The 26,631-nt window shown below is 67.0% G+C and carries 26 protein-coding genes; 7 read left to right on the top strand and 19 right to left on the bottom strand.

All coding sequences use genetic code 11. The annotated features are described in order from the left end of the window. Positions 1-222 precede the first annotated feature (222 nt). From AC3WOB_RS30470 to AC3WOB_RS30455, 4 genes are all read right to left on the bottom strand, one after another. Complete coding sequence (locus AC3WOB_RS30470; protein WP_492277119.1) at positions 223-963, bottom strand: aldolase; 741 nt, start codon at positions 961-963, stop codon at positions 223-225. A 57-nt stretch (positions 964-1,020) separates the two neighbouring features. Next, entirely contained in the window at positions 1,021-1,425 is a 405-nt protein-coding gene (locus AC3WOB_RS30465; protein WP_492277118.1) for a YchJ family protein, read from the bottom strand. A 21-nt stretch (positions 1,426-1,446) separates the two neighbouring features. Next, positions 1,447-1,719, bottom strand: a complete 273-nt coding sequence (locus tag AC3WOB_RS30460; protein ID WP_492277117.1) for a GNAT family N-acetyltransferase — start codon at positions 1,717-1,719, stop codon at positions 1,447-1,449. 99 nt (positions 1,720-1,818) lie between these two features. Continuing rightward, positions 1,819-2,769, bottom strand: coding sequence for a 3-hydroxyacyl-CoA dehydrogenase NAD-binding domain-containing protein (locus tag AC3WOB_RS30455; RefSeq protein ID WP_492277116.1), 951 nt, complete (start codon positions 2,767-2,769; stop codon positions 1,819-1,821). Between the two features lie 119 nt (positions 2,770-2,888). Between AC3WOB_RS30455 and AC3WOB_RS30450 the strand changes: the two genes are divergently transcribed. Then, the gene (locus AC3WOB_RS30450) at positions 2,889-3,515 is read left to right on the top strand and encodes a hypothetical protein (RefSeq protein WP_492277115.1); all 627 of its coding nucleotides are present in this window, start codon (positions 2,889-2,891) and stop codon (positions 3,513-3,515) included. Positions 3,516-3,566: 51 nt separating this feature from the next. Here the strand turns inward: AC3WOB_RS30450 and AC3WOB_RS30445 are convergent, their stop codons facing one another. Further along, positions 3,567-4,967, bottom strand: coding sequence for an MFS transporter (locus AC3WOB_RS30445; RefSeq protein ID WP_492277114.1), 1,401 nt, complete (start codon positions 4,965-4,967; stop codon positions 3,567-3,569). 112 nt (positions 4,968-5,079) lie between these two features. On the opposite strand from AC3WOB_RS30445, the gene AC3WOB_RS30440 reads away from it, so the two are divergent. Together AC3WOB_RS30440 and AC3WOB_RS30435 are read left to right on the top strand one after the other, a co-directional pair. Then, a complete protein-coding gene (locus tag AC3WOB_RS30440) occupies positions 5,080-5,949 on the top strand; it encodes a LysR family transcriptional regulator (RefSeq protein ID WP_041655984.1) in 870 nt (289 codons plus the stop codon). A 92-nt stretch (positions 5,950-6,041) separates the two neighbouring features. Next, complete coding sequence (locus AC3WOB_RS30435) at positions 6,042-7,457, top strand: amidase family protein (protein WP_492277113.1); 1,416 nt, start codon at positions 6,042-6,044, stop codon at positions 7,455-7,457. A 50-nt stretch (positions 7,458-7,507) separates the two neighbouring features. Here the strand turns inward: AC3WOB_RS30435 and AC3WOB_RS30430 are convergent, their stop codons facing one another. From AC3WOB_RS30430 to AC3WOB_RS30390, 9 genes are all read right to left on the bottom strand, one after another. After that, on the bottom strand, positions 7,508-8,296 hold the full coding sequence (locus tag AC3WOB_RS30430; RefSeq protein ID WP_492277112.1) for a 2-keto-4-pentenoate hydratase: 789 nt from the start codon (positions 8,294-8,296) through the stop codon (positions 7,508-7,510). A gap of 4 nt (positions 8,297-8,300) precedes the next feature. After that, positions 8,301-8,678, bottom strand: coding sequence for a hypothetical protein (locus AC3WOB_RS30425; protein ID WP_013395439.1), 378 nt, complete (start codon positions 8,676-8,678; stop codon positions 8,301-8,303). 139 nt (positions 8,679-8,817) lie between these two features. Further along, a complete protein-coding gene (locus tag AC3WOB_RS30420; RefSeq protein ID WP_492277111.1) occupies positions 8,818-10,098 on the bottom strand; it encodes a glutamate-5-semialdehyde dehydrogenase in 1,281 nt (426 codons plus the stop codon). Between the two features lie 118 nt (positions 10,099-10,216). Next, positions 10,217-11,272 (bottom strand): DNA polymerase III subunit delta, encoded by a 1,056-nt coding sequence (holA, locus tag AC3WOB_RS30415; RefSeq protein ID WP_013395437.1) that lies wholly within the window; start codon positions 11,270-11,272, stop codon positions 10,217-10,219. Further along, positions 11,273-11,935 carry an LPS-assembly lipoprotein LptE gene (locus AC3WOB_RS30410; protein WP_492277110.1) on the bottom strand — a complete coding sequence of 221 codons (663 nt, stop codon included), beginning with the start codon at positions 11,933-11,935 and terminating at the stop codon, positions 11,273-11,275. An 11-nt stretch (positions 11,936-11,946) separates the two neighbouring features. Then, entirely contained in the window at positions 11,947-14,604 is a 2,658-nt protein-coding gene (gene leuS / locus AC3WOB_RS30405) for a leucine--tRNA ligase (protein ID WP_492277109.1), read from the bottom strand. A gap of 85 nt (positions 14,605-14,689) precedes the next feature. Further along, on the bottom strand, positions 14,690-15,910 hold the full coding sequence (locus tag AC3WOB_RS30400; RefSeq protein WP_492277108.1) for an MFS transporter: 1,221 nt from the start codon (positions 15,908-15,910) through the stop codon (positions 14,690-14,692). 43 nt (positions 15,911-15,953) lie between these two features. Continuing rightward, a complete protein-coding gene (locus tag AC3WOB_RS30395; protein WP_013395433.1) occupies positions 15,954-16,466 on the bottom strand; it encodes a MarR family winged helix-turn-helix transcriptional regulator in 513 nt (170 codons plus the stop codon). Positions 16,467-16,617: 151 nt separating this feature from the next. Continuing rightward, positions 16,618-17,088, bottom strand: coding sequence for an HU family DNA-binding protein (locus AC3WOB_RS30390; protein WP_013395432.1), 471 nt, complete (start codon positions 17,086-17,088; stop codon positions 16,618-16,620). Between the two features lie 308 nt (positions 17,089-17,396). Between AC3WOB_RS30390 and AC3WOB_RS30385 the strand changes: the two genes are divergently transcribed. The 4 genes from AC3WOB_RS30385 (at position 17,397) to AC3WOB_RS30370 (ending at position 21,956) form a co-directional block, all read left to right on the top strand. Continuing rightward, a complete protein-coding gene (locus AC3WOB_RS30385; protein ID WP_013395431.1) occupies positions 17,397-18,557 on the top strand; it encodes a D-alanyl-D-alanine carboxypeptidase family protein in 1,161 nt (386 codons plus the stop codon). A 12-nt stretch (positions 18,558-18,569) separates the two neighbouring features. Continuing rightward, positions 18,570-19,118 (top strand): hemerythrin domain-containing protein, encoded by a 549-nt coding sequence (locus tag AC3WOB_RS30380; protein ID WP_492277107.1) that lies wholly within the window; start codon positions 18,570-18,572, stop codon positions 19,116-19,118. Between the two features lie 80 nt (positions 19,119-19,198). Continuing rightward, on the top strand, positions 19,199-20,071 hold the full coding sequence (locus AC3WOB_RS30375; RefSeq protein ID WP_492277106.1) for a phosphonopyruvate hydrolase: 873 nt from the start codon (positions 19,199-19,201) through the stop codon (positions 20,069-20,071). Positions 20,072-20,198: 127 nt separating this feature from the next. Further along, entirely contained in the window at positions 20,199-21,956 is a 1,758-nt protein-coding gene (locus tag AC3WOB_RS30370; protein WP_492277105.1) for a SulP family inorganic anion transporter, read from the top strand. Between the two features lie 18 nt (positions 21,957-21,974). Here AC3WOB_RS30370 and AC3WOB_RS30365 read toward each other — a convergent pair whose 3' ends face one another. The 5 genes from AC3WOB_RS30365 to rpmB form a co-directional block, all read right to left on the bottom strand. Next, the gene (locus AC3WOB_RS30365; protein ID WP_492277104.1) at positions 21,975-22,739 is read right to left on the bottom strand and encodes an ABC transporter ATP-binding protein; all 765 of its coding nucleotides are present in this window, start codon (positions 22,737-22,739) and stop codon (positions 21,975-21,977) included. After that, on the bottom strand, positions 22,736-24,625 hold the full coding sequence (locus tag AC3WOB_RS30360) for an ABC transporter permease (RefSeq protein WP_013395426.1): 1,890 nt from the start codon (positions 24,623-24,625) through the stop codon (positions 22,736-22,738). The genes AC3WOB_RS30365 and AC3WOB_RS30360 overlap by 4 nt, the downstream gene beginning before the upstream one ends. Continuing rightward, on the bottom strand, positions 24,625-25,848 hold the full coding sequence (locus AC3WOB_RS30355) for an ABC transporter substrate-binding protein (RefSeq protein ID WP_492277103.1): 1,224 nt from the start codon (positions 25,846-25,848) through the stop codon (positions 24,625-24,627). Before AC3WOB_RS30355 ends, AC3WOB_RS30360 begins: the two co-directional genes overlap by 1 nt. 179 nt (positions 25,849-26,027) lie before the next feature. Next, positions 26,028-26,195: a 50S ribosomal protein L33 gene (gene rpmG / locus AC3WOB_RS30350; protein WP_003810296.1), complete on the bottom strand. Its 168-nt coding sequence runs from the start codon at positions 26,193-26,195 to the stop codon at positions 26,028-26,030. A gap of 37 nt (positions 26,196-26,232) precedes the next feature. Next, entirely contained in the window at positions 26,233-26,469 is a 237-nt protein-coding gene (gene rpmB / locus AC3WOB_RS30345; protein WP_013395424.1) for a 50S ribosomal protein L28, read from the bottom strand. Positions 26,470-26,631 lie beyond the last annotated feature (162 nt).

The following is a 26,631-nucleotide window of genomic DNA, read 5'->3' as shown; positions in this document are numbered from 1 at the left end:
ACAGTGAAACGACTTTGCGCCGATGATAGTGGACGGACGTCTGTGAAAGTAGGTCATCGTCAAGCTTTTATTCCGCAAAACCCCACAGGTAACCCCTGTGGGGTTTTGTCTTTGCGGCGCCGCGCTGATGATGCGCTTCGCAGGTTCCGCAAACCCCAATGAAAAACCCCTCGCAGGATGCTCCTGCGAGGGGTTTTGTTTTGGGCGCGCCGTTAAAAGCGGCTAGAGCAATTGGCGCCGCAAGGCAGCGAAGAACAATTCGGATTGCAGGCGTTCGCTTTGCACCTGTGCCGCAACCTTGGCCGCGAGTTCGGGATTGACCGGCACCAGCGGGCGCCCCGTGGATTGCGCCAGCACCTGGGCGGTACAGGCGCGTTCCAGGAAAAACAGGTCGTCGTAGGCGTAATCCAGCCGTTCGCCGCAGACGACGACGCCATGGTTGCCAAGGAAAACCACATCAGCGCCCTGCATCGCGTGAGCGATGCGTTCGCCTTCGCTTACGTCCAGGGCCAGGCCGTTGTAGTGCTCATCAATGGCCAGGCGACCATGAAAGCGCATGGCATTCTGGGATAGCGTGGTATCGAGCGCGCGATCCGAGGTGAGCGTCAGGGCCGTGGCGTAAGGCATATGCGTATGCAGCACACAGGCTTTGCCGGCGATGCGGTGGATGGCGGCATGGATGAACATGGCCGTGGGTTCGACCGCATGGCAGCCCGCGAGCTTGTTGCCCTGGGCATCGATCAGCACGATGTCATCCGCCTGCACTTCATGCCACATCAGCCCGCGGGGGTTGAGCAGGAAATGCTCCGAGTCTCCTGGCAGGGCCACGCTGAAGTGATTGCAGACGCCTTCCCCCAGGCCATGCGCTGCCGCAGCCCGCAATGCGAGCGCGAGGTCGGCGCGCAATGCCGCGACGGTTTCAGAGTGAAAGAGCGCTTCGGCGTGGCGAGGATCGTGGTTCATGTCTGTTTTTGGAATATTTGGGTTGGGAAAGGCGCGGTCCGGGAGTGTCGGGGATGGTCAGTACAGGTCGCCGTCCACGTAGAACCATAGTCCGCCTTCGCGCACGAAGCGGCTGAGCTCATGCAGGCGATGGGCGCGGCCGGCCTGGCGGCTGCGGGCGACGAATTCCACGGTTGCGTGCTCAGGGCCCTGGCTGCCGGTTTGCTTGATCGCCAGTCCCAGCCATTTCAGGTCCGGCGGATTGGGATCGAGAGACGCAGGGCGGGTGCTCGGGTGCCAGGTCGCCAACAGATAGGGCAACCTGTCCAGCACGAAGGCGCTGTAGCGGGAGCGCATCAGCGCTTCGGCGGTGGGGGCCTGCATGGCCTGAGGGCCTTCATGCCAGCGGCCGCAGCATTCGGAATAGGGCTTGGGGCCACCGCAGGGACAGGCCGCAGCCTGGAGCTTGGATTGCTTGGTCACGGGACGAAACGCGGAAGAAGCTCAGGCCAGCAGATCGTTGTATTCAGGATGGCGGCGGATATAGGCGTCCGCGTATGAGCACAAGGGCCGCACCTTCCAGCCCCGGGTGCGCGCGTCGTCCAGCGCGTACTTGGTCAACGCAGCGGCGATGCCGCGGCCGCCCACCTGGCTCGGCACGCCGGTGTGCGTGATGGCCATGGTGTTGCCTTGTAGCTGGTAGTCGAGCACGCACAAGACGCCATCAACGGTGGCGGTGTAGCGGGAATGGGCGGTTTCATGCGTTACGGAGATCATGCGGAGGAATCCTGCGATGGAATGGCCGGCTACTGTCAGCCGGCTTGATGGGCTATGGGGCGCATTCGCCCCGTGTTGCTGCCATTGACTGCTGCCGCTTCAGCGTTGCAGCGCTTTGAGCAGCGCGGTGAGCTGGGCGTCGCGAGTCTGGACCAGGTCGGCGATGCTGCGCTGGCCTGCTTCGGCGTTGACGCCTTCGATCAGGCGCTGCCGCAGCTCGGGAGTGACCTCGGGTGCTCCCAGGTCGTCCCACCAGGTTTGTACCGGACCCAGCAGGTGGTCCATGAAATTGGCCAGGCCGCCCGCGCCGCCGCCCAGATTGAAAGTCATGTGCGGACCGAACAACGCCCAGCGCAGGCCGGGGCCTTGCGATACGGCGGCATCGATGTCGGCGACGCTGGCCACGTTCTCGGCCGCGAGGTGTATCGCTTCGCGCCACAGGGCCGCCTGCAGGCGGTTGGCGATGTGACCCGGCACTTCCTTGTTCAGGCGGATGGGGTATTTGCCCAGGCTGCGGTAGAAGGCGATGCAGCGGTCGATGGTGTCGGCGGAGGTCTGGGTGCCGCCTACCACCTCGACCAGCGGGATCAGGTGCGGCGGATTGAACGGATGCCCGATGACGAAGCGCGAGGCATGGCGGCACTGCGATTGCAGGCGGCTCATGATGAGACCGGACGAGCTAGACGCGACGATGACGTGCGCAGGCAGCGCGGCGTCCATGCGCGCGAACAGCGCGGTTTTGAAATCTTCGCGCTCGGGCGCGTTTTCCTGCACGAAGTCCACGCCGGCCAGCGCGGCCTCCAGGTCCGGCTCGAAGCGCAGGGCCTCGGCCGAGGCGCCGGGCAGCACGTGTCCGAGCTCTGTCAGCACGGGCCATGCGGCCTGCACGCGGGCGCGCGTCAGCGCTTCGGCATCGGCGGCCGGATCGCTGACGACGACCGCGAGGCCGCGAGCGAGGAACAACGCGGCCCAACTGGCGCCTATGGTGCCGGCGCCCACGATGGCGACTCGGCGGATGGCGGGCGGGTTGGACGTGGCGGTGCTGGACATGCAGGTCTCCTGTGAGCGCGGATAGAAGCATTGTGAAGCAAACGCCGGCCCGTTGCCACGCGCAGGCGGCACGGGCAAGATAGCGGCTCCCTTCCGCCTCCGGAAACCAGGAGCCCTGCATGAACGCGACCCCAGCCCATCGATCCGCCGTGCCCTACTTTTGCCAATGGGAGTCGGCGCATCTGGCCAGCGAGATCATCCAGGGCAAGCTGGCCCTGGTCGATGATCCTGCGTGGCGCGGCTCGGGCGCGCGTGATGCGGACGAGTATGGGCGCTGGGCCAGCCACGTTTGCGGCATGGCCTGCCTGAAGATGGTGCTGGCGGCACGCGACGGGCGGCATTACCCCACGCTGGAGCTGGCGCGGGGCAGCTTGCCTTATGGCGCCTATACCGTGGAAGGCGAGCAGATCAAAGGCATGATCTACGCGCCGTTCGTGCGCTATGTGGACGAGGTATTCGGCCTGGCGGCGCGCGTGCATGTCGATCTGCGCGCGGAAGAACTGCCTGGCTTGATGTCGCAGGCCGCCTACTTCATGGCCTCCGTGCATCCCTGGATACGCTGGCCCGAGCGGCAGCCGCCCAGGAAAGGCGGGCACCTGGTACTGGTGACCCGCGCAACGCCGAACGCGGTGACCTTCCATAATCCCTCGGGCGAGCCCGGCACGCAGGCCGATGTCGAATTGCCGCTGGCCGTTTTCGAGGAATTCTTCGCGGGGCGCGGCGTGGCCATACTCGCGGCCGCTTGAAGGAGGCGAGGGCAGCCGGCCTGATTTCCGCGCCTGCCTTCGTGCTGGAGTTCAGGCGTTGCGGGCGCGGCGCAGATGCCGCCACACCAGCGCAACCGCAGCCAGATAGCTTGCGCCGATGATGCAGTAGGCCGCAGGCAGGCTGGCGTGCCAGTCCGGCAGCAGATGCAGGATGGTACCCATCAGTGCGACCCCGACCAGGGCGCCGGATTGGCGGTTGGCGTTCAGCGCCGCGGCGGCGCTGTTCGCGTGGCTCTTGCCCGAAACCTGCATGACCACGCTGGTCATGGCGGGCACGGCGATGCCCACGCCCAGATTGGACAGCGCGACGGCGACGGCAAATGGCCAGTAGGCCATGTCCGGCGAGAAAGCGAAAGTGCCCATGCTGCTCATGATGGCGGCCAGCGACAATCCGCCTAGCAGCGCCGTCGAGACGTTCCAGCGCGCCGAGATCCGGCCCGACATCAGGTTGCCGATGGAGAATACCGCCAGCATCGGCACCAGTTGCAGCCCCGTCTGCAAGGCGTCCGTGCCGCGCGCCTGTTGCAGGAACAGACTGAGCAGGAAAAGCTGGCCGTAGGAGGCAAGATTGATCAGAAAGCCCACGCCGTTGGCGGCCGCGAATTGCGCGGTCGCGAACAGGGCGCGCGGGATGATGGGCTCGGCGTGGCGGCGCTCGCGCCGCACCAGCAGCGCGGCGGCGGCCAGGCAGAGGGCAACCATGCCCAGGATGAGGCTGGAAGACCAGCCATAGGCATTGCCCTGGATCAGTACGAAGCACAGCGACGACAGGGCGATCACGCCCAGCAGATGGCTCAGCGGATTGAGCGCGCGCGGACGGCGCGGCGCGGCATGGATGCGGCGCCGCGCCAGCCACAAGCCGGCCAGTCCCAGCGGGATGTTGATGAGAAAAATCCCGCGCCAGCCGAATTGGTGGATCAGCACGCCGCCCAGCAGCGGGCCGGCGGCGCCTGCCACCGCCACGATGGCGGACCAGGCTGCCAGCATGCGGTTGCGCACCTGCTCGTCGTCGTAGGCATGGGTCAGCAGGCTGAGGGAACTGGGCATGAACAGGGCCGCGCCCAGGCCTTGCAGCATGCGGGCCAGGATCAGCAGGTCGGCATTCGGCGCCAGTCCGCAAAGCAGGGACGCCAGGGTGAAGACGCCCAGGCCGGCCAGATAGACCGTCTTGGCGCCATAGCGGTCGGCCAGCGCCCCGGCCACCAGCAGCAGGGCCGCGAAGGTAAGCGTGTAGCCGTCCACGATCCAGACCAGATCCGTCAGCGGCACGGTGAACTGGACCGCGATGCTGGGTAGGGCGACGTTGACGACGGTCACGTCCAGCATGGCCATGACGAAGCCGATGGCCAGTGTGACGAGCGGCAGCAGGCCAGCTGCTGCGGGCTTGGCGTCCAGCGAGGGCGCCGGGATATTGGGACAGGCGGAGTTCATGGTTGAGGCGTACGGCGGCTTTCGAGGAGTGAAGCTTAGGCGCTTTGAATGATGCAAAAAAGCAGAATAATTGCTTTATAGTCATGCAAAAATGCATCTGAAGAAGGCTGTCATGGACTGGGACAACGCCAGGATCTTCCTGGCCATCTATCGGGTCGGCACACTGCGCGGCGCGGCGGCGCTGCTGCAGGTCGACCAGGCCACGGCCGGGCGCAGGCTGGCGGCGCTGGAAGCCTCGCTGGACGCGCGGCTATTCCTGCGCACCCCGGGCGGATACGTCCCCACGGCGGCGGGTGAGCTGGCGTTCGCGGCGGCGGAGCGCATGGAGCAGGCGGCGGATCAGTTGCAGCGCCAGATGCAGGGACTGGACCACCGGCTGTCGGGCGTGGTCCGCGTGGCGACCTCGGAAACCGTCGCCACCTACTACGTCATGGAGGCGGTCCGGCGCGTGCATGCCCACCATCCCGACATCCGCGTCACGCTGTCCACGGCGATCCAGCTCAGTAACCTGACGCGCCGCGAGGCGGATCTGGCGATCCGCAACATCAGGCCGGACAATCCCGACCTGATCCACCGGCATCTGGCGCGCAAGGAGGTCGGGCTGTACGCCTCGAAGGCCTACCTGGAGGCGCATGGCGAGCCGCGGCTGGGTACGGCATTCGCGGGGCATACCCTGGTGACCTACCAGCAGGCGGTGCTGCCGGGCTGGTCCGATACCTTCTGCGGCGAGCCCACGGGCAACGGACGCATGGGTGTCGAGTTGAATTCCGGCCTGATGATCATCGAAGCCGTCGCGGCCGGCCTGGGCATAGGCCAGGTGCCCACGCACATGGCGCCCCAGTACCCGGATCTGGTGCGCATCTGGCCTGCACGCAGCGAGCCCTACGATCTATGGCTGGTGATGCACGGCGACTTGAACCGCACGGCCCGCGTGCGCGCCGTGGCCGATGCCATCGTCGAGGTCTTCGAAGAGGACCAGTAGGCGCAGGCCGGGGCGCGGCGGCTTGTGGGCGGACGCGGCTGGCGCTAAGGTTGGCCTGACCCATCAACGCAACCATGACTCAGGAGTCGCGCGTGTCCGATCTTTGGCGTTTGTCCGCAGTTGAACTTGCCGCCCGCATCCGCAAGCGTGAGGTGTCCGCCCGCGAGGCCGCGCAAAGCGCGTTGGGGCGGCTGGATGCCGTCAATCCCGCGATCAATGCGGTGGTGGACCATAGGCCGGAAGATGTGCTGGCCCAAGCCGCGCAAGTGGATGCCATGCTTGCGCGCGGCGAGGATGCGGGACCGCTGGCCGGCGTGCCCGTCACCGTGAAGGTCAACGTCGATCAGGCGGGCTACGCCACGACCAACGGCGTACGCCTGCAGCAGGATGTGATCGCGGCCGAGAACAGCCCGGTCGTGGACAATTTGCGGCGCGCGGGCGCCGTGATACTGGGGCGCACCAACACGCCCGCGTTTTCCTTGCGCTGGTTCACCGGCAACGCGCTGCATGGCGACACGCTGAACCCGCGCAATCCGGCGCTTACGCCCGGCGGCTCGTCGGGCGGCGCGGCCGCCGCCGTGGCGGCCGGCATCGGACATCTGGCGCATGGCACGGATATCGCCGGCTCCATCCGCTATCCGGCCTACGCCTGCGGCGTGCACGGCCTGCGGCCGTCGCTGGGACGCGTGGCGGCCTACAACGCGGCCTTGCCGGAGCGCTCCATCGGCGGGCAACTGACCGCGGTGTCCGGCCCGCTGGGGCGCAGCATCGCCGACCTGAGACTGGGCCTGGCCGCGCTGGCGGCGCGGGATCCGCGCGACCCGTGGTGGGTGCCGGCTCCGCTGGTGGGGCCCGAGGCGCCGCGCCGGGCGGCGCTGTGCCTGAATCCTGACGGAATGGATACCCAGCCCGCTGTGGTCAAGGCCTTGCAGGAGGCCGCGCGCCGGCTCAGCGAGGCAGGCTGGACGGTGGACACGCTGGATGCGGTGCCGCCGATGCAGGAGGCCGCGGACCTGCAGATCCGCATGTGGCTGGCCGATGGTTACGAAGCGATGGTCGCAGCCGCGGAAAAAGAGGGAGACCGTGGCGCTCTTGTTGCGTTGGCCGGCCAGCGCGACAAGGCTGCCGGCGCCGATCTCGCCAGTTTTTCGGCGACGCTGACGCGGCGCGCCACACTGACGCGCATGTGGGAACTGTTCTTCGCGGAATATCCGGTGCTGCTGCTTCCCGTGTCGGCCGAGCTGCCTTTCCCGGACAAGCTGGACCTGCAGGGCGATGCGGCCTACGCCCGCGTCTGGCGCGCGCAGATGACGCAGATCGGCGTGCCGTTCATGGGCTTGCCGGGCCTGTCGGTGGCGATGGGCAGCGCCATGAGCGGCGCGGGCGCCAGCCCGATCGGCGTGCAGGTAGTGGCGGGGCGCTACCGCGAGGACTTGTGCCTGGACGTGGGCGAGATCATTGAGGCGGCCGCAGCCCTCATCGATATCGCCGAGCCTGCGGCCCGCTAGCGTGGCGCTGGTCGGCCCGGACCGCACTGTGTCGGCACGGGCGCGAGGCGCTAGGGGTTGCTGAAGCGCAGGCGCAGGATGCCGAGGTCGCCGTAGGCGAGTTCCAGGTCGTGGTTGGCGGGCACGTCCAGGAATCCGGCATAGGAACCGGTGATGACGTGCTGGCCGGCGCGCAGCCCCAGGCCTTGTTCGCGCAGGAAGTTGGCCAGCCAGTACAGCCCCGCCTTGGGGCGGTCGTTCGGGTGGATGCCCGCATGCTGCTCGGTTTCGACGCCGTCCACGGCCAGCGTAATGCTCATGCTGCCGGGCGCGTCATGCGGCGAGGCGATGCGCGGACCCAGTACCAGGCCCTGGTTGAACATATGGTCGGCCAGCAGTTCGGGCAGGCTGGCGTGTTCCGGGGCGGCATAGCGGCAGCCCAGCACCTCCAGCGCCAGGCGCGCGCCGCCGATGGCCGCGTCCACCTCGGCTTCGCTGTAGGGCTGGGGGCGGGCGGGCAGGTCCCGGGCGATTTCGAACGCAATCTCGGGTTCGATGCGCACCGTGGCGGTCCGGGCCGCGACCGGACCGGCTTCGGCGTAGGCGACGGTCGAGGCGTAGATTGGCGCGACCACGCTTTTCTCGGGCGTGGGCAAGGCGCTCTTCCAGGCGCCGATATCGTCCTGATGGTTCTCAAGCAGCAGTTGCGCGGTGCGTTGCTGCACGGCGAAGGCCTGGTTCAGCGATTGCGGACGGCAGTCGGCGGGCAGACGTGGGCCGGCGACGCCGGATAGGCGCGCGGCGATCAGGTAGCGCGCCGCATCAAGGCTGCCGGGATAGTCTTCGATTTTGATCTGCATGCGCTCAAGCTCCTACAAACAACATGATCCAGAGGACGATCATGGCGATCAGGCCGAGCCAGCAAGAACCCCAGAAGCCGACGATGGGCCACTTCAGGGCCAGCGGGGTCTTCTTCGGATCGACGTGCGGAAGCAGATCGTTGGCGTTGCCGATCAGCCAGAAACGCGTGTCGGGAAACATCAGGCGGAAGAAATAGTCCAGCATGATGGACGCCTGGATCGCGAGCGGATACTGATTGAACGGGCGGTGCTGCAGATACGGGTGCTTCAGCTTGGCGTTGATCTGCTTGCGCTTGAAGAACAGCACGATGCCGCAAAGCGTGCAGGTGATGAAGCAGAGCAGGAAGAGGCTGAAGGCCATGGCCATGGCGGGTGAGTACATGGGGGATCTCGGGAAGACGCGGTGTGCCGCGTTCGGATGATAGGAAAGCGTGCGGAAAATTGCCGACCGTATTGTAAAAGGCTTGCCGCGGCCCCGTGTTCAGGGCCGCGTCAGGCTTCGCGCGCCGTAGCGCCCGGGGTCAGCCGCGCACCTGGCCTTCGCCGCTCAGCACCCATTTCAGCGTGGTCAGGCCCTCCAGGCCGACCGGACCACGCGCATGCAGGCGGTTGGTCGAGATGCCGATTTCGGCGCCCAGGCCGTACTCGAAGCCGTCGGCAAAGCAGGTCGGCAGGTTGACGTAGACCGAGCTGGAGTCGACCTCGCGCTGGAAGCGCTGCGCGGCGGACAGATCTTCGGTGACGATGGCGTCGGTATGGCCGGAGCCCCAGCGCGCGATGTGCTCGATGGCGTCGTCCAGCGTATCGACGATGCGCACCGCCAGGATGGGACCCAGGTATTCCGTGGCCCAATCCTCTTCGGTTGCCGGCTTGGCGTGCGGCAGCAGGGCCAGCGTGCGCGGGCAGCCGCGCAATTCCACTCCGTGTTCGGTGAGCGCCGCGGCCAGGCTGGGCAGGATGGAAACGGCGGCCACCGCGTCGACCAGCAGGGTTTCCATGGCGCCGCAGATGCCATAGCGGTAGGTCTTGGCGTTGAAGGCGATGGCATGCGCCTTGTCCGGGTCCGCTGCCGCATCGATATAGACGTGGCAGTTGCCGTCCAGGTGCTTGATGAGCGGCACGCGCGCTTCCTGCGACAGCCGGGCGATCAGACCCTTGCCGCCGCGCGGCACGATGACGTCGATGTGCTCGGTCATGGTGATGAGCTTGCCGACCGCGGCCCGGTCGGCCGTGGCAACGACCTGCACCGCGTCTTGCGGCAGGCCCGCGGCGGCCAGGCCGGTCTGTACCACGCGGCCCAGCGCGATATTGGAATGCAGGGCTTCGCTGCCGCCGCGCAGGATGGCGGCGTTGCCGGACTTCAGGCAGAGCGCGGCCGCGTCTATGGTCACGTTGGGACGGGATTCGTAAATGATGCCGATCACGCCCAGCGGAACGCGCATCTGCGCCACGCGCATGCCGTTGGGGCGAACGCTGGTGGCGGTGATGCTGCCGATGGGGTCCGGCAGGGCGGCGATCTGGCGCAAGCCTTCCGCCATGTGCGCCAGCGTCTTGTCCGACAGGGTCAGGCGGTCCAGCAGGGCCGGCTCCAGGCCGTTGCTGCGCGCCGCCGCCAGGTCTTTCTCGTTGGCGGCCTTGAGTTCGTCGTGGCTGGCGGCCAGGGTGTCGGCCATGGCCAGCAGCGCCTGGTTTTTGGCGGCGCCATTGGCGCGCATCATGGCGCGCGAGGCGCGGCGGGCGTTTTCGCCCAGGGTGAGCATGGCGTGTTCGATGGAGGACGAGGACATGGCGGCGTCGATCATGAAAGTGGGGCGGCGCGGGCGCCGCCTGGAGATTCAGTGTATATCCGGCCGGATGGATGGCCGGGCGAACTCCAGCCGCAGGACTGGAGGGGAGGCGAAGGCGGCGGCTATGCCGCCTTCACGGTCGTCCGCCGGCGGCGGCGACGCGCAACGCGAGCCGCGTCATTTCTTCCCAGGGATCGGACAGGCGCCCAGGCACGGACAGGCCCTTGATCAGGCGGTCGACCTCATGGGCGTGCTGCACGGCGGCGGGCCACACGTTCGGCTGCACGCGGCCTAGCGCCTGCAACGCCAGGCGCTCGTGCGCGCCGAAGATGCGCAGGCGGCGCATCAGGCCGTTGACGTCCTGGCCCAGGGTGCGGGCTTCCGCGACGCGGGCCAGCAGGCGGATTTCCTCGCCGACCGCCCACAGCACCAGGGGCAGGGCCTCGCCTTCGGCGCGCAGGCCGTCGATCATGCGGATGGTGCGGCCGATGTCGCCGGCGAGCATGGCGTCGCGCAAGCCGAAGACGTCATAGCGCGCCACGTTCAGCACCGCGCGCTCCACGTCTTCCGCGGCCAGTTGGCCTTCGGGGTAGAGCAGGCCCAGCTTCTGGATTTCCTGGTGGGCGGCCAGCAGATTGCCTTCCACTTTGTCCGCCATCCATTGCAGCGTGGCGCTGTCGGCGCGCTGGTTCTGGCGCGCCAGGCGCATGCCGACCCAGGCGGGCAGGCGGCCGCGCTCGATGTTGGCGATGTCGACCATCATGCCGCCGCGGTTCAGCGCCTGCACCCAGCGGCTTTCGCGGGTGGCCTTGTCCAGGCGGGGCAGGGCGATCAGGACGAGCGTGTCCGGATCCGCCTGCTTTTCGGCCTGTTCGGCCAGCTTGGCCAGGGTGTCGGCGCCGGACTTGCCGGGCTTGCCGGTCGGGATCTTGATTTCAAGTATGCGGCGGTCGCCGAACAGCGACACGCTCTGGGTGGCGGCGGTGACCGAACTCCAGTCGCTGCGCGCGTCCATGACCATGGACAGGCGCTCGCTGTAGCCCGCGTTGCGGGCTGCGGCGCGCAGGGCGTCCACGGCCTCGGTCACGAGCAGGGGTTCGTCGCCGGACACCGTATAGAGCGGCGCCAGGCGGTTGCCTGGCCGCTGCAAATGCTCGGCCAGGCGATCCGCGTCCAGGGGCTGTGCCATTTAGCGCAGGATGGCAGGGTCGGTGGTGGACGGCGTCTGCCACGGCGCGGGCGTGCGCTGCTGTTCCGGCATGGTTGGATCGTACAGCGGGGTCTCGCCGTCTTCGGCGCGCTGTTCGGCGTTCTCGAACGCATTGCGCACTTCCGGCGCGGTCATGCGGCGCAGCAGGCGGGACACGAGGTCGCGCTGCATGGTCTTGTACAGCGTTTCGATCTGGCCTTGCTTGGCCTGCACAACCTGGTCGTCATAAGGCATTTCCCGGTAGATCGACAGCGTCGTGTCCGGGATCAGGGCGCGGCCCTTGGCATCGATGAGGCGGAAGGTGTAATTGATGCCGAGTTCGTATTCCTCGACGCGACCCTGGGCGTTCAGCGAAACTTCCCGCAGGCTGCGGGTTTCGGCGACCTGCTGCAGGATCGCTTGCGCCTCCTTGGGGGTGGCCACGAGCTTGGTGTTCGGAGACGCCGCGCGTAGCGCACGGCGCACGTCGGCGCCAAATTGCGTGGTGTCGGGGATGCCGATAAACAGCGTGTCGAACGGCATGGGAGTGACTCCCCGCAAAGCGAAGCCGCAAGCGGAAAGCAGCATGAACAGCGCCAGGCAGGCGCCGCGCAGCAGCCAGGACTGGCGGGGGGAATGCGTTTGTTGCCCGGCGAAGTGCATGCTTGACCTCATCAGCCTACGACGTTGACCAGTTTGCCCGGAACCACGATGACGCGCTTGGGCGGACGGCCTTCCAGGAAGCGGGCGACCTCTTCCTGGGATGCCGCGAGCTTTTCGATGTCTTCCTTGGCGGCCTTGGCGGCCACGCGGATGGAGCCGCGCAGCTTGCCATTGACCTGGAGCATCAGCTCGATCTCGTCGGCGACCAGCGCCGCTTCGTCCACGTGCGGCCAGGGCGCGTCGAGCAGGTCGCCCAGCTCGTGGGCGTAGCCCAGGTCGCGCCACAGGTGCCAGGTGATGTGCGGCACCACCGGGTACAGCACGCGCAGCAGCACGCCCAGCGTTTCGGCGTAGGCGGCGTCCGCGGGCGCGCCTTCCGGCAGCTTGGCATCGTCGATGGCGTTGAGCATCTTCATGCACGCGGACACGACGGTGTTGTACTGGATGCGCTGGTAGTCGTAGTCGGCTTGCTTGAGCAGGCCATAGACTTCGCGGCGCAGATCCTTGACCGGGGCCGGCGCCTGCGACCAGTCGGCTCCATGGGCCAGACCGCGCGCGATGGCTTCACGCTGGCCGTAGCTGATGGACCAGAGGCGGCGCAGGAAGCGGTTGGAGCCTTCGACGCCGGAGTCGGACCATTCGAGGGTCTGTTCCGGCGGGCTGGCGAACATGACGAACAGGCGGGCCGTGTCCGCGCCCAGCGTGTCGATCAGCGATTGCGGATCGACGCCGTTGTTCTTGGACTTGGACATGGTGCCCACGCCGCCGTAGGTGATGGCGGAGCCGTCCGACTTCAGCTTGGCGCCGACAATGGCGCCGCGGTCGTCGTAGACGTTTTCGACGTCTTCAGGCCAGAAATACTCGATGCCGCCCTGGGGCGTCTTGCGCGAGTAGATATGGTTCAGCACCATGCCCTGGCACAGCAGCTTGGTGAAGGGTTCGTCGAAGTTGAGCAAGCCCATGTCGCGCATGACCTTGGTCCAGAAGCGGGCGTACAGCAGGTGGAGCACCGCGTGTTCGATGCCGCCGATGTACTGGTCCATCGGCATCCAGTAGTCATTGCGCGCGTCGACCATGGCATTGTTGTTGCCCGGCGAGGTGTAGCGCATGAAATACCAGGACGAATCCACGAAGGTGTCCATCGTGTCCGTCTCGCGGCGCGCCGGCTTGCCGCAATTGGGGCAGGCGCAGGACAGGAAGGCCTCGTTCTTGGTCAGCGGGTTGCCGCTGCCGTCCGGGATGAGGTCATCGGGCAGGACCACCGGCAGGTCTTTTTCCGGAACCGGGACCGGACCGCAATCCGCGCAATGGATGATGGGTATCGGGGTGCCCCAATAGCGCTGGCGCGAGATGCCCCAGTCGCGCAGGCGCCAGGTGGTCTGCTTTTCGCCCAGGCCTTGCGCGCCCAGGTCGACGGCGATGGCGTCGACCGCTTCCTTGTGCGAGAGGCCGTCGTACTTGCCCGAATTGATGGTGCGGCCGGCCTGCTTGTCGCCGTACCACTCCTGCCAGGCATTGGTGGAATATTCCTTGCCGGCCACGTCCACGACCTGGACGATGGGCAGGTCGTACTTCCTGGCGAAGGCGAAATCGCGCTCGTCATGCGCCGGCACGCCCATGACGGCGCCGTCGCCGTAGCTCATGAGCACGTAGTTGCCGACCCAGACCTCGACCTCGGCGCCCGTGACCGGGTGCGTGACGAAGAGGCCCGTGGGCATGCCTTCCTTTTCGCGCGTGGCCATTTCGGCCTCGGTCGTGCCGCCCAGCTTGCATTGTTCGATGAACGCGGCCAACTGCGGATTGGACAAGGCGGCCTGCGTGGCCAGGGGGTGCTCCGGCGCCACGGCGCAGAAGGTCACGCCCATGATGGTGTCGGCGCGGGTAGTGAAGACATACAGCTTGCCGTCCTGGATCAGCTGGCCGTCCTGGCCGGCGATCTGGTGCGGGAAGGCGAAGCGCAGGCCCTCGGATTTGCCGATCCAGTTTTCCTGCATCAGGCGCACGCGCTCGGGCCAGCCTGGCAGGTCGTTCTGGACCGCGCCCAGCAGTTCGTCGGCGTAATCAGTGATGCGCAGGTAGTAGCCGGGGATCTCGCGCTTCTCGACCAGGGCGCCCGAGCGCCAGCCGCGGCCGTCGATGACCTGTTCATTGGCCAGCACGGTCTGGTCCACCGGATCCCAGTTGACGACCTGGGTCTTGCGGTAGGCCACGCCCTTTTCCAGCATCTTGAGGAACAGCCACTGGTTCCACTTGTAGTACTGGGGATCGCAGGCGCACATTTCGCGAGACCAGTCGATGGCCAGGCCCATCGCCTTCATCTGCTTCTTCATGTAGGCGATGTTGTCGTACGTCCACTTCGCCGGCGGCACCTTGGACTTGATGGCGGCGTTTTCCGCCGGCATGCCGAAGGCATCCCAGCCCATGGGCATCAGGACGTTGTAGCCGCGCATGCGCAGTTGGCGCGCCATCATGTCGTTGATGGTGTAGTTGCGCACATGGCCCATGTGCAGCTTGCCGCTGGGGTAGGGCAGCATGGAGCAGGCGTAGAACTTCGGCTTTTCGGAGCCGTCGGCGTTCTTGGCGTGTTCATGGACCAGATAGACGTCGCGGGCCTGCCAGTCTTGGTGGGCGGCTGCTTCGACGGTAGTGGGAAGGTAACGTTCCTGCATGGGCTCGTGCACGGTGGCAAAAAAAGGGTGAGCCGCCTCGCCGCGCGGGCGCGGAGGCGGTCAAAACCCCTGATTATAGGAGGTGCTAGGCGCGGGCAGGGGACGGAGCCGTTTCCGGGATGCGCGCACTGGGCGCCAGGGCGCCATAAGCCAGCGTAATCACCCCGAGGACGGCGCCCGCGGTGACCACGCCGGGCCAGCCAAAATGGGCGTACAGCCAGGACGATACCAGCGAACCGGATGCGCCGCCGATGAAGTAGCTGGTCATGTAGCCCGCGGTCAGCCGGCTGCGCGCCTCGGGGCGCAGGCGGTAGAGGGAGCTGGTGTTGGTGACGTGCACGCCCTGGATCGCCAGGTCCTGTATCAGGATGCCGGCCAGCAGGGCCAGCACCGATACCTCGCCGAACGCCATCAGTCCCCACGAGCCCAGCAGCAACAGCAGCCCGACGCGGGTGGCCAGGTTGCCCATGCCCCGGTCTGCCATACGGCCGAAGCGGTTGGCGGCGTAGGCGCCGGCGGCGCCCGCCAGGCCGAACAGGCCGATGGTGGTGTTGCTGTATTGGTAAGGCGGGCTGGCCAGCAGGAAGGTCAGGGGCGTCCACAACATGCTGAAGGCCGCGAACAGCAGCCCGCCCAGCAGCGAACGGGCGCGGAACAGCGGTTCCTCGATGAACATGCGCAGGATCGAGCCCAGGAGGCGCGGGTAGCTCAGCCCGGCCGGACTCTGGTGGCGCGGCAGCAGGCGCCACAGGGCGGCGGACATGCCCAGCGTCAGGATGGCGGCGACCCAGTACACCGTGCGCCAACTGCCCACGTCAGCGAGCGCGCCCGCGACGGTGCGGGCCAGCAGGATGCCCAGCAGCAGGCCGCTCATGACCGTGCCCACGGCCTTGCCCCGTTCGTGGGGCGCGGCCAGCGTTGCGGCGAAGGGCACCAGGATCTGCGCCACCACGGACAGCATGCCGGTCAGCGCGGTGCCCAGGATCAGCACGGTAATGTTGGGGGCGAAGGCGGAAATCAGCAGGCCGACCGAAGACAGCAGACTCATCAGCACGACCAGGCCGCGGCGTTCGAACATGTCGCCCAGCGGCACCAGCAGCATCAGGCCCAGGGCGTAGCTCAGCTGCGCGGTGGTGACGATAGTGCCGGCCGTGGCGGTGGACAGCGAGAATTGCTCGCTGATGGTGTGCAGCAGCGGTTGGGCGTAGTAGTTGCTGGCGACCGCGAGGCCGGTGGCCACCGACATCAGCAGGATGATGGGCGCCGTCAGCGCCGGCGTCTGGGAGGACTGGGAAGCGGAAGTCATGGATCTGAATCGGGGAGGGCGGCTGCGGAAAGGGGGGCTCGGTTCAGGTGCCGATGCCGCCGGGCGTGTCCTGGTCTTGCTTGATCAGCAGCTTCTTGAGCAGGCCGGCAAGCTGCTTGCGCTCGCTGGCGGACAGGGGCTCGAGCAGTTCATTGAGGTCTTTCAGATAGTCCTTCAACACCAGCTTGATGACGCGCAGGCCCTCGGCCGTGAGCGACACGATGACGCCGCGCCGGTCTTCCGGGTTGGGGCTGCGCGTGAGCAGGCCGGCCTGTTCCAGGCGATCGAGCCGGTTGGTCATCGCGCCGGAGGTCAGCAGCAGAGCCTCCACCAGCTTCTGCGGATTCAGCGCATAGGGGGCGCCGCTGCGGTACAGCGTGGCCAGCACGTCGAATTCGCCCTGGTGCAGGTCGTAATTGCGGAAGCTGCGGTTAACGTTGCGCGCGGCCAGCGCGTTCAGGCGGAACACGCGGGTGACGACGGACATGGCGGCGAAGTCCTGGGCTGGGCATTCGCGGGTCCATTGCGAGATCACCAGATCGACAAGGTCATTCATGGATAGACGGCGTTTATTTTTACGTGAAGTATCTTAACATGAAGATAAATTCGGATGAGAACGCCATGCGTGCGGCAAGCGCCGCGGCAAAAAAGAAGGGCCCGCCTCTTGCGAAGCGGGCCCTTCCGGCTTGACCGGAACTACGCGCGAATTACTGCGCGGCGTCCTTCAGCTTCTTGAGCGGGCGAACCTTCACCTTGACCGAAGCCGGCTTGGCGGGGAACCAGCGCTCTTCACCGGTGAACGGATCCTTGCCGAAGCGCTTGGCCTTGGCGGGAACCTTCTGCACGGCAACCTTGAACAGGCCGGGCAGCGTGAATTCGCCAGCGCCCTTCTTGTCCACGGAGCTCAGCACCGAGGTTTCCAGGCTGGCCAGGACGGCCTTGACCGACTTGGCTTCAACGCCGGATTGCTCAACGATGTAGGCGATCAGCTGGGTCTTGTTCAGAGCAGCCTTGATGGCCTTGGGGGCAGCAGCGACCTTCTTGGCGGCGACGACCTTCTTGACGGCCGGCTTGGCAGCGGGCTTCACAGCGGTTTTTGCGGCGGTTGCCTTCTTTGCGGGCGCCTTGACGGCGGGCTTGGTGACTTTCTTGGCAGGAGCTTTTGCTTTCGTGGCCATGGTCAAAATCCGTATGTTGAGGACATGGAGCAGCGCGCGCGCCGGATATCGGCGTTTAACGCTACGCGGCCGATGATAGCGGAAGAGTGACGGTTAATGCGGTTTTCTAGCGGGTTTTTGGCCCTTGTTTGTTGTTTTCGACACAGAAAGTGCTTTGTAGAAGGGTCCTCGCAAGATGTCGTGACATTCATCGCGCATTTTTTCAGATGTCTGCGGTACTGAACCAACCGCGCCGGACATGTTCCAATTGCGTGCCCTGCGCGAGGCCCGCGCGGGAAAAACCCAAGCATGGAAGTGAAGCAAGCCATATGTTGATGAAGAAGTTGGCGGCGAGCCTGATCGTCGCGGCCGCGTGCATGTCGGGAGCCATGGCGCAGACGGTGCCTGCTCCGGCCTTGTCGGCCAAGGCCTGGCTGCTGCTGGACGAGACCAGCGGACAGGTGATCGCGTCGCACGCGGCGACGACCCGGATCGAGCCCGCGTCCCTGACCAAGATCATGACGGCCTACGTGGTGTTCGAGGCTCTCAGCAAGAAAGAGCTGTCGGCCACGCAGCTGGTCACGGTATCGACCCGCGCCTGGAAGGTGCCGGCGGGCAGCTCGAAGATGTTCCTGGAGCCTGGCTCGAAGGTGTCGGTGGACGACCTGCTGCGCGGCCTGATGATCCAGTCGGGCAACGACGCCGCCATCGCGCTGGCCGAGGCGGTGTCAGGCAGCGTCGAGGCCTTCGTGGCGCGGATGAACGACACCGCCGCAAGGCTGGGCCTGCACGCCACGCGTTTTGCCAGCCCGCACGGCCTGCCGGATCCGGAGACCTACTCCACTGCCAGCGATCTCTCCATCCTGGCCACGCGCTTCATCCGCGACTATCCGCAGCTCTACAAGACCTACGACTCGGCCAAGCAGTTCACCTTCAACAAGATTACGCAGCCCAACCGCAACCGCCTGCTTTGGCTGGATCCCAGCGTGGACGGCCTGAAGACCGGGCACACGGAATCGGCCGGCTACTGCATCGTCGCCACCGCGCAGCGGCCCAATGGCGCCGATCAACGCCGCCTGATCACGGTGGTGGTGGGCACGGCCTCGGACAAGCTGCGCACGCAGGAAAGCCGCGAGTTGCTGGAGTGGGGCTTTCAGGGGTTCAATACCATCAAGCTGTACGCGCGCGGCCAGGCCGTCGCCACGCCCGAGGTCTGGAAGGGCGAGCAGGACAGCCTGAAAGCCGGCTTCGCGCGCGATGCGTACGTGACGGTGCCTGCGGGCGCCAAGGTCGAGCCGGTGTGGACGCCGCAGGATCCGCTGATCGCGCCGATCGCGGCCCAGTCCGCGGTGGGCGCGGTGCGCGTGCTGGTGGACGGCAAGCCCGCCATGCAGTTTCCCGTGGTGGCGCTGGAACCGGTGGCCGAGGCGGGATTCGCGGGGCGCGCGTGGGACTCCATCCGCTTGTGGTGGCGTGGCCACGCCGGATAACGGAGGTGTGTGATGGCGGTGAGCTTTCCTGGAGGTCCGGCCCCGGCGCCGGGAGCCGATGATCCGCTGGCCCTGCTGTCGGCCTGCCATGGCCGCATTTCCCGCCAGTGCGCCACGCTGGGGCGCCTGGCCGGACACCTGCCGGTGCACGGCAGCGACGCGGCGGCCCAGACCGCGGCGGCCAGCGTCCTGCGCTATTTCGATACCGCGGCCGCGCACCATCACGAGGACGAGGAAGAGGACCTGTTCCCCGCCCTGATCGAGTCCATGGCCGGATCCGACGCCGTCTGTCTGCATGCGCTGGTGGACGGCCTGGTCGCCGAACACCGGCAACTGGCGCAGCGCTGGGAGCCCTTGCGCCAGGCGCTTGCCGAGATCGCGGCGGGCCGCCAGGCCGATCTGCCCTTGCGCCAGATCCAGGATTTCATCGAGGCCTACGCCGCGCATATCCAGCGCGAAGAGAGCGAGTTGCTGCCAATGGCGGCGCGGCTGATTCCGGACGATGCCTTGGCCGCCATCGGGCAGGCCATGAAGGCGCGGCGCGGCGGCGAAGCCGGCTGAGGTTCCGGCCGCGCCGGGATTGGCGCTACGATGGCCGCAGCCGGCGCGCGGCGCGCCGGGTTTGCGCCTACGCCCCCGCCATGAACAGAAACGCCTGTTTCCGCCAGAAATTGCAGGACCCCGTCTTGATGCATGCCATGTCGGCGCATAACCCGCTGTCCGCCAGGCTGGCGGCCGAGGCCGGGTTCGACGCCATCTGGGGCAGCGGCTTCGAGCTGTCGGCCAGCCACGCGGTGCCCGATGCCAATATTCTTTCGCCATCGCAGCACCTGGAGATGATGCGGGCGATCGCCGCCGCGGTGGACGCGCCCGTCATCGCCGATATCGACACCGGATTCGGCAATGCGATCAACGTCTCCTACATGGTGCCGCAGTACGAAGCGGCCGGCGTGTCGGCGGTGGTGATGGAGGACAAGACCTTTCCCAAGGACACCAGCCTGCGCGCCTCCGGCAGGCAGGAATTGGTGCGTATCGAGGAGTTCCAGGGCAAGATCGAAGCCGCCTGCGGCGCCCGCCGCGATGCGGATTTCTGCGTCATCGCCCGGACCGAGGCCCTGATCGCCGGCGCCGGCGAGCAGGAGGCGCTGGCCCGCGCCAGCGCCTATGAAGCCGCCGGCGCGGATGCCATCCTGATCCATTCCAAGCAGAGCACGCCCGACGAGATCCTGTCGTTCGTGGCCGCATGGCAAGGCCGCGCGCTGCTGGTGCTGGTGCCTACCGCCTATCCCCAGTTGCGCGAATCCGATATCCAGGCGTTGGGCAAAGTGGGCCTGGTGATCTATGGCAACCACGCCATTCGCGCCGCGGTGGGGGCGATGCGGGATGTGTTCGCCCGCATTCGCCGCGATGGTGGTATCCACCAGGTGGACGCCAGCCTGCCGACGGTCAAGGAAATCATCGCGTTGCAGGGCGATGCCCGCATGCGGGAACTCGAAAGCCGCTACCTGAAGTAGCCGGGACGCGTTGCGCGCGGGGGGCGCTAGCGTTTACGCTAGACGACCCGCCGCAGGCTCTGTGCGCCGCAGGCGGGCCGATCAGAAAGCAGATGCCAAGGGACAGGAAAGAATGATGCAGGGGGGGATGAGCGTCGCGCGCCGGTTGTTCGGCTCGTGGGTGGACGAGGTCAATGCGCGGACCTTGCGCGCGGATGCGACAGCGGGGCTGCTGGGCGCGTTGCTGGTGCTGCCGCAGGGCGTGGCGTTCGCCATGCTGGCGGGCCTGCCGCCCGAGTACGGCCTGTATTCCGCCATCGTGCCCTGTATCGTCGCGGCGCTTTTCGGGTCCAGCCGCCACGTCATGTCAGGTCCGACCAACGCCAACTCGCTGGCGCTCTATGCGGTGCTGACGCCGCTGGCGGTCGCCGGCAGCCAGGGCTACATCCAGTTGGCGCTGGCCGTGACCGTGCTGGTCGGCTTGATGCAATGGCTGGTGGGCACGCTCAGGCTGGGATCGCTGGCGCATTTCATTTCGCCTTCGGCGCTGTTCGGCTTCACCAGCGGCGCGGCCCTGCTGATTGCCGTGCATGCGCTGAAGGACGCGCTGGGCATGCCCGCGCCGGACGTGCACGGCGCGGGAGCCTTGCTGGCAAGCTTGGCCACGAACATCGCGCAGGTGCAATGGGGCGCCTTGTTGGTGACGCTCACGACGCTGGCGGTGGCCTTGCTGCTGCGGCGCTTGGACAAGCGCAAGCCCTATATGCTGGCGGGACTGGCGGCAGGGGCGTTGGCGGCCGCTGGGTTCAATGCGATGACCGCAGGCGCGCCGGTGTCCGTGCTGGGCGCGCTGGCGCAACCCTGGCCGCCTTTCCATATTCCCAGCGTGGACTGGCGCGCGCTGCCCGAATTGCTGAGCGTGGCCTTCGCGCTGACCATCGTGGCGCTGGCGCAGTCCATTTCCATTGCCAAGGCCGTGGCCACGCGTTCAGGCCAGCGCATCGACGCCAACCGCGAATTCGTGGGGCAGGGGCTGTCCAATATCGTGGGCGGCTTTTTCTCCTGCTATCTGTCCTGCGGGTCGCTCAACCGTTCCATTCCCAATTACGAGGCCGGCGCCAAGACGCCGCTGGCGTCCGTGTTTTCGGCCTTGCTGCTGGTGGCGCTGGTGGCCCTGTCGGCGCCGCTGCTGGCCATGATTCCGCATGCCGCGATCTCCGGGCTGCTGCTGCTGGTGGCCTGGACCCTGTTCGACATACCGCGCTGGCGCCAGCTTATCCGCACCCAGCGCGGCGAAGCCATCATCGCCGCCGCCACCCTGGCCGCCACCATCACCATACGCATGGAAGTGGCGATCCTGCTGGGCACGGTGCTATCGCTGATGGTCTATCTGCACCGCACCTCGCGGCCCGCGATGCGCACCATGGGTTTCGATTCGCGTGGACTGGAGCGGCGCTTCGTGGTGCTGGAGCATCAGCCGGACGCCTTGCCTGAATGCCCGCAACTGAAGCTGCTGCGCATGGAAGGTTCGGTCTATTTCGGCGCCGCCACGCACGTGGCGCAGCGGCTGCATGAACTGCGCGCGGCGCCCGGCGCGCCGCGCCATCTGCTGGTCATGGCCAAGAGCATGAACTTCATCGACATGGCTGGCGCGCAGGTCTGGGAAGACGAACTGGCCGCCCGGCGGGCCATGGGCGGCGACTTGTATTTCCACCGTCCCCGGCCAGAAGTGCTGGACATGTGGCGCCGCACGGGCTTCCTGCAGCGCCTGGGCGAAGATCACATCTTTCCCGACAAGGCTACCGCGCTGCACACGATCTACGCCAAGCTGGACCGCGGCATCTGCGACGGCTGTCAGGCCAAGATCTTCTGGGAATGCCAGCCCAATGGGCTTAGGGACGACTGAGGCCGGGCGCGCCGGGGGTCAGGCCGGCTGCGGCGTTTCCGTGCCCAGATAGGCGGCGCGGACCCGTTCGTCGGCCGCAATCTGCGCGGGTTCGCCTTCGGCCAGCAGGCTGCCGCGCACCAGCACCGCGATGCGGTCGGCATGCTTGAACACCACGTCCAGGCTGTGCTCGGTAAAGAGGACCGCGATGCGCTGCGTGTCGGCCAGCGTGCGCGTCAGCCGCATCAGCGCATGGCGTTCATTGGTGGCCATGCCCGCGGTGGGCTCGTCCATCAGCAATAGCCGCGGCTGGTGCGCCAACGCCATGGCCAGTTCGACCCGCTTGACGTCGCCATAGGCCAGCGTGCCGCAATGCTCCTCCGACTTGTCGGCCATCTGCACCTGCGACAGCAGCGACATGGCTTCCTCGGCCGCGTGCCGGGTGACCCGGCGCCACGGATTCAGCAGCAGCCGGTCGCGCGACAGCAGCGCCGTCTGCACGTTTTCGCGCACTGTCATGGAACGGAAGGTGGCAGCGGTCTGGAAGGTACGGCCCACGCCCAGCCGGCAGATCTTGCCGGCCGATAGGCCCACCAGCTCGCGACCGTCCAGCAGGACGGAGCCGGAGTCGGGCCGCAATTGGCCGCCCAGCGCATTGAAGCAGGTGGATTTACCCGCGCCGTTGGGGCCGATCAGTGCCAGCATCCGGCCCGCTTCCAGCGTGAACGACACGCCGGCCAGCGCGTCGATGCCGCCGAACGATTTGCGCAGCTCGCGGACTTGCAGCAGCGGGGCGGCGGTCATGCGCGCCTCCTGTTCCAGCTTGCGGCGATGCGCGCGGCGGCGCCGGCCAAGCCCTCGGGAAAGGCCATGACCAGGGCCAGGATGGCCAGCCCCAGCACCGCGTGCCAGTACTCGGTGCTGCGCGCAGCCACATCCTGCAGCCAGGTGTAGGATGCCGCGCCAACGAGCGGGCCGGCCAGCGTCTGCAAACCGCCCAGCAGCACCATGACCAGCCCGTCCACGGACCGGCTCACGGCCAGCGTGTCGGGCGCGATGCTGCCCTTGGAGAATGCGTAGAGCGACCCGGCCAGGCCCGCGGCAAAGGAGGCGGCCACGAAGCCCGCCCATTGCACGCGCCGCGTGTCCATGCCCAGCGCTGCGGCGCGCAACGAGGAGTCGCGCACGCCGCGCAGGGCGTAGCCCAGCGGCGAGAACGCCAGGCGGCGCAGCCAGGCGATGCCGGCCACGCACAGCGCCAGGGTGAGGTAATAGAACCAGGGTCCCTGGGTGAGCCAGGCCGACGGCCACAGTCCGATCAGGCCGTTGCTGCCGCCGGTCACGTCGTCCCACTGATAGGCCAGCGCCCAGAGGATCTGCGCCACCGCCAGGGTCAGCATCGCCAGGTACACGCCCGACAAGCGCACGCAGAACCAGCCGAACAGCAGCGCGCCCAGCGCCGCGGCAAAGGGGCCCAGCAACAGCGCCGCTTCCATCGGCACGGCCGCCAGTTTCAAGAGCAGCGCGGCGCCGTAGGCGCCCAGGCCGAACCAGGCGGCGTGGCCGAACGAGGTCATGCCGGCCAGTCCGGTCAGGAAATGCAGGCTGGCGGCAAACAGCGCGGCGATCAGGATTTCAGTCAGCAGGATGCCCAGATAGGGACTGTGCGCGGCTGCCACGGGCGCCAGCGCCAGCAGCGCCAGCAGCAGGCCGTAGGCCAGCCGCAGGCGGCGGCCCGCGGGGGCGATGGGACGCTCGGGTGCGGCGGCGTGGGAGGCGGGCTCTGGCGGCTTGCCCAGCAGGCCCCAGGGCCGCACCACCAGCACCACGGCCATCACGGCGAACTCGGCCAGCAGCGTGAGCTTGGACAGGTTGAAGAGCCAGGGGCCGATCTGCACCTGTCCCAGGAACACGAACAAAGCCTTGACGGAGCAGATCAGCAAGGCGGCCAGGAAGGCGCCGGGAATCGAGCCCAGGCCGCCCACCACCACCACCACGAAGGCGCTGGCGATGATTTCCAGGTCCAGCCCGAGCGTGGCGGGCACGCGCGGCGCCGCCAGCGCGCCGCCCAGGCCGGCCAGGAAGGCGCCCAGGGTGAATGCGGAGGTGAACAGCCAGGCCTGGTTCACGCCCAGCGCGGCCAGCATCTTGCGGTTTTCAGCTGCTGCGCGCAGCAGGCGGCCCCAGCGGGTGCGCATCAGCAGCAGCCACAGCAGGCCCAGTACCACGGGGCCGGCGGCGATCAGCAGCAGGTCGTATTCGGGATAGCGGCGGCCCAGGATCTGCACGGCGCCGGACAGGCCGGGGGCGCGCGCCGCGAACAGGTCTTCCGGCCCCCAGATGGCCAGCGCAGCGTCGCCGATGATGAGCACCAGCGCAAAGGTGGCCAGCAGCTGGAACAGTTCGGGGGCCTGGTACAGGCGTCGCAGCACCAGCCATTCGGCGGCCGCGCCGATGAGGCCGGTGGCCAGCGCCGCCAGCAGCAGCCCGGCCCAATAGCCCGCGCCGTCGCCGAAATAGCCGGTGAAGGTCCAAGCCAGGTAGATGCCCAGCATGTAGAACGAACCGTGCGCGAAGTTGACCACGCGCGTGACGCCGAAGATCAGCGACAGGCCGGCGGCCACCAGGAACAGCGCGCTGGCGTCCGCCAGCCCATTGAGCAGCTGCAGCAGCAGCCCGGACAGGCTCATCAGTGCGCCGGACGCATCTTGCGCACTTGCTCGTCAGGCGGCTGCAGGCGGGCGCCGTCGATGTAGGCGAAATCCTTCATCACGCCCTTGCCGTCTTCCACCGCGGTCACGCCCACGTACACGCCCATGGTCGACTGGTGGTCGATCTTGCGGTACTGGATCGGGCCGTAAGGCGTGTCGACCTTCAGGCCGGCAAAAGCGTCGACCAGTTTTTCGGTGTCCACCTCGCCCGCGGCCTTCAGGCCCTGGGCGATGGACATGAGGGACGCGTAGCCCACGACTGAGCCGACCTTGGGCGTTTCGTTGTAGCGCTTCTTGTAGGCTGCGACGAAGTCGTTGTTGGCCGGCGTGTCGATGGCGTACCAGGGGTAGCCCGTGACGATCCAGCCGGTGGGCGTATCGGCGCCCAGCGGCTCCAGGTATTCGGGTTCGCCGGACAGCACCGACACCACGGCGCGGTTCTCGAACAGGCCGCGGGTATTGCCCTCGCGCACGAAGCGGGTCAGGTCGGCGGCGAACAGCACGTTGAAGATCGCGTCGGGCTTGGCGTCCGCCAGCGCCTGCACCACGGCGCCCGCATCGACCTTGCCCAGCGGCACGGCCTGCTCGGCGACGAATTCCACGTCGGACTGGAACGAGGTCATCATGGCCTTGAAGGTGGCCACGGCGGACTGGCCGTATTCATAGTTGGGGTAGACGATGGCCCAACGCTTCTTGCGCAAGGCCAGCGCCTTGGGGGCCAGCGCCGCCACGTGCATCCAGGTGGACGGGCGCAGGCGGTAGGTATAGCGGTTGCCGTCCTGCCAGGTGATCTTGTCGGTGAGCGGCTCCGCCGCCAGGAAGAACACCTGCTGCTGCTTGGCGAAGTCCGTCAGCGCCAGGCCGGTATTGGACAGGAAGCCGCCGAACAACAGCTCGACCTTTTCGCGGGCCAGCAACTCCTGGGCCGCGCGCACCGAATCGCCGGGGTTGCCGTTGTCGTCGCGCGAAATCACCTCCAGCTTCCTGCCCAGCACGCCGCCGCCGGCATTGACCTCTTCCAGCGCCAACTGCCAGCCCTTCTTGTACGGACCGAGGAAGGCGGGGATCGCCTTGTAGCTGTTGATCTCGCCGATGCGGATGGGCGGCTCCTTGTCCTTGGCCGAGGCGGCGGGAGTCAGCGCCAGGGCCAGGAGTGCCGGCGCCACGGCGCGGCGCAACAGGGTAAGGCAGGGACGGAACATGTCAGGTATCGCGTGGAGAGGGAATCTGGCGCCAGCAGGCGCGGTGGATGACAGCGGCCCAATTGGAACATGGGCTTTCGTCCCGGGGCAATAGACAGGCGCTCCACGCGCCGTCCGCGCGGAAATGAAAAAGGCCCTGCGATGCAGGGCCTCTTCGTCTTGCGGGAAAACCGGCTGAATTACTTCAGCTTGGTTTCCTTGTAGTCAACGTGCTTGCGAGCGACCGGATCAAATTTCTTGATCAGCATCTTCTCGGGCATGTTGCGCTTGTTCTTGGTGGTCGTGTAGAAATGACCCGTGCCGGCAGTCGACTCGAGCTTGATCTTTTCGCGGATACCTTTGGCCATGTCGTGCTCCTAGTATGTAGATTGGCGGGGAGGCCGATTAGGCCATTTCGCCGCGGGCACGCATTTCGGCCAGCACGGCGTCGATGCCGTTCTTGTCGATCGTGCGGATGGCCTTGGCCGAAACACGCAGGCGGACCCAGCGGTTTTCGCTTTCAACCCAGAACCGGCGCGATTGCAGGTTGGGCAGGAAGCGACGCTTGGTCTTGTTGTTTGCGTGCGAAACATTGTTGCCCACCATCGGGCCTTTGCCGGTCACTTGGCATACGCGTGCCATGGATGCACCTCTTTAGGTCATTCTTTTGTCGCGCATCGCTTGGGGGGTAGACAGGGTTTCAGCCGCCGGGCTGTACAGGCGCTTGCGCTGCCTTTGCCGGCCACCCAGTCTTAGTGGATGAGGGGGGATCGGAATGGCCATCAAAGCCCAGTCTGGTCCGCC

This window comes from Achromobacter sp. FW305-C-30-7 (assembly GCF_058783105.1).
The sequence above is the reverse complement of the archived record's forward strand: the minus strand, read 5'-3'. Positions and strand labels throughout refer to the sequence as shown.

Coding starts and splice junctions, on each gene's coding strand:
- rpmG (WP_003810296.1), bottom strand. CDS start 26,195: ATGGCCAAAGGTATCCGCGAAAAGATCAAGCTCGAGTCGACTGCCGGC.
- leuS (WP_492277109.1), bottom strand. CDS start 14,604: ATGCAGGAACGTTACCTTCCCACTACCGTCGAAGCAGCCGCCCACCAA.
- AC3WOB_RS30395 (WP_013395433.1), bottom strand. CDS start 16,466: ATGAATGACCTTGTCGATCTGGTGATCTCGCAATGGACCCGCGAATGC.
- AC3WOB_RS30375 (WP_492277106.1), top strand. CDS start 19,199: ATGAACAGAAACGCCTGTTTCCGCCAGAAATTGCAGGACCCCGTCTTG.
- AC3WOB_RS30360 (WP_013395426.1), bottom strand. CDS start 24,625: ATGAGCCTGTCCGGGCTGCTGCTGCAGCTGCTCAATGGGCTGGCGGAC.
- AC3WOB_RS30355 (WP_492277103.1), bottom strand. CDS start 25,848: ATGTTCCGTCCCTGCCTTACCCTGTTGCGCCGCGCCGTGGCGCCGGCA.
- AC3WOB_RS30370 (WP_492277105.1), top strand. CDS start 20,199: ATGAGCGTCGCGCGCCGGTTGTTCGGCTCGTGGGTGGACGAGGTCAAT.
- AC3WOB_RS30380 (WP_492277107.1), top strand. CDS start 18,570: ATGGCGGTGAGCTTTCCTGGAGGTCCGGCCCCGGCGCCGGGAGCCGAT.
- AC3WOB_RS30460 (WP_492277117.1), bottom strand. CDS start 1,719: ATGATCTCCGTAACGCATGAAACCGCCCATTCCCGCTACACCGCCACC.
- holA (WP_013395437.1), bottom strand. CDS start 11,272: ATGGCACAGCCCCTGGACGCGGATCGCCTGGCCGAGCATTTGCAGCGG.
- AC3WOB_RS30445 (WP_492277114.1), bottom strand. CDS start 4,967: ATGAACTCCGCCTGTCCCAATATCCCGGCGCCCTCGCTGGACGCCAAG.
- AC3WOB_RS30425 (WP_013395439.1), bottom strand. CDS start 8,678: ATGTACTCACCCGCCATGGCCATGGCCTTCAGCCTCTTCCTGCTCTGC.
- AC3WOB_RS30420 (WP_492277111.1), bottom strand. CDS start 10,098: ATGATCGACGCCGCCATGTCCTCGTCCTCCATCGAACACGCCATGCTC.
- AC3WOB_RS30400 (WP_492277108.1), bottom strand. CDS start 15,910: ATGACTTCCGCTTCCCAGTCCTCCCAGACGCCGGCGCTGACGGCGCCC.
- AC3WOB_RS30430 (WP_492277112.1), bottom strand. CDS start 8,296: ATGCAGATCAAAATCGAAGACTATCCCGGCAGCCTTGATGCGGCGCGC.
- AC3WOB_RS30385 (WP_013395431.1), top strand. CDS start 17,397: ATGTTGATGAAGAAGTTGGCGGCGAGCCTGATCGTCGCGGCCGCGTGC.
- AC3WOB_RS30450 (WP_492277115.1), top strand. CDS start 2,889: ATGAACGCGACCCCAGCCCATCGATCCGCCGTGCCCTACTTTTGCCAA.
- AC3WOB_RS30470 (WP_492277119.1), bottom strand. CDS start 963: ATGAACCACGATCCTCGCCACGCCGAAGCGCTCTTTCACTCTGAAACC.
- AC3WOB_RS30440 (WP_041655984.1), top strand. CDS start 5,080: ATGGACTGGGACAACGCCAGGATCTTCCTGGCCATCTATCGGGTCGGC.
- AC3WOB_RS30455 (WP_492277116.1), bottom strand. CDS start 2,769: ATGTCCAGCACCGCCACGTCCAACCCGCCCGCCATCCGCCGAGTCGCC.
- rpmB (WP_013395424.1), bottom strand. CDS start 26,469: ATGGCACGCGTATGCCAAGTGACCGGCAAAGGCCCGATGGTGGGCAAC.
- AC3WOB_RS30410 (WP_492277110.1), bottom strand. CDS start 11,935: ATGCACTTCGCCGGGCAACAAACGCATTCCCCCCGCCAGTCCTGGCTG.
- AC3WOB_RS30390 (WP_013395432.1), bottom strand. CDS start 17,088: ATGGCCACGAAAGCAAAAGCTCCTGCCAAGAAAGTCACCAAGCCCGCC.
- AC3WOB_RS30365 (WP_492277104.1), bottom strand. CDS start 22,739: ATGACCGCCGCCCCGCTGCTGCAAGTCCGCGAGCTGCGCAAATCGTTC.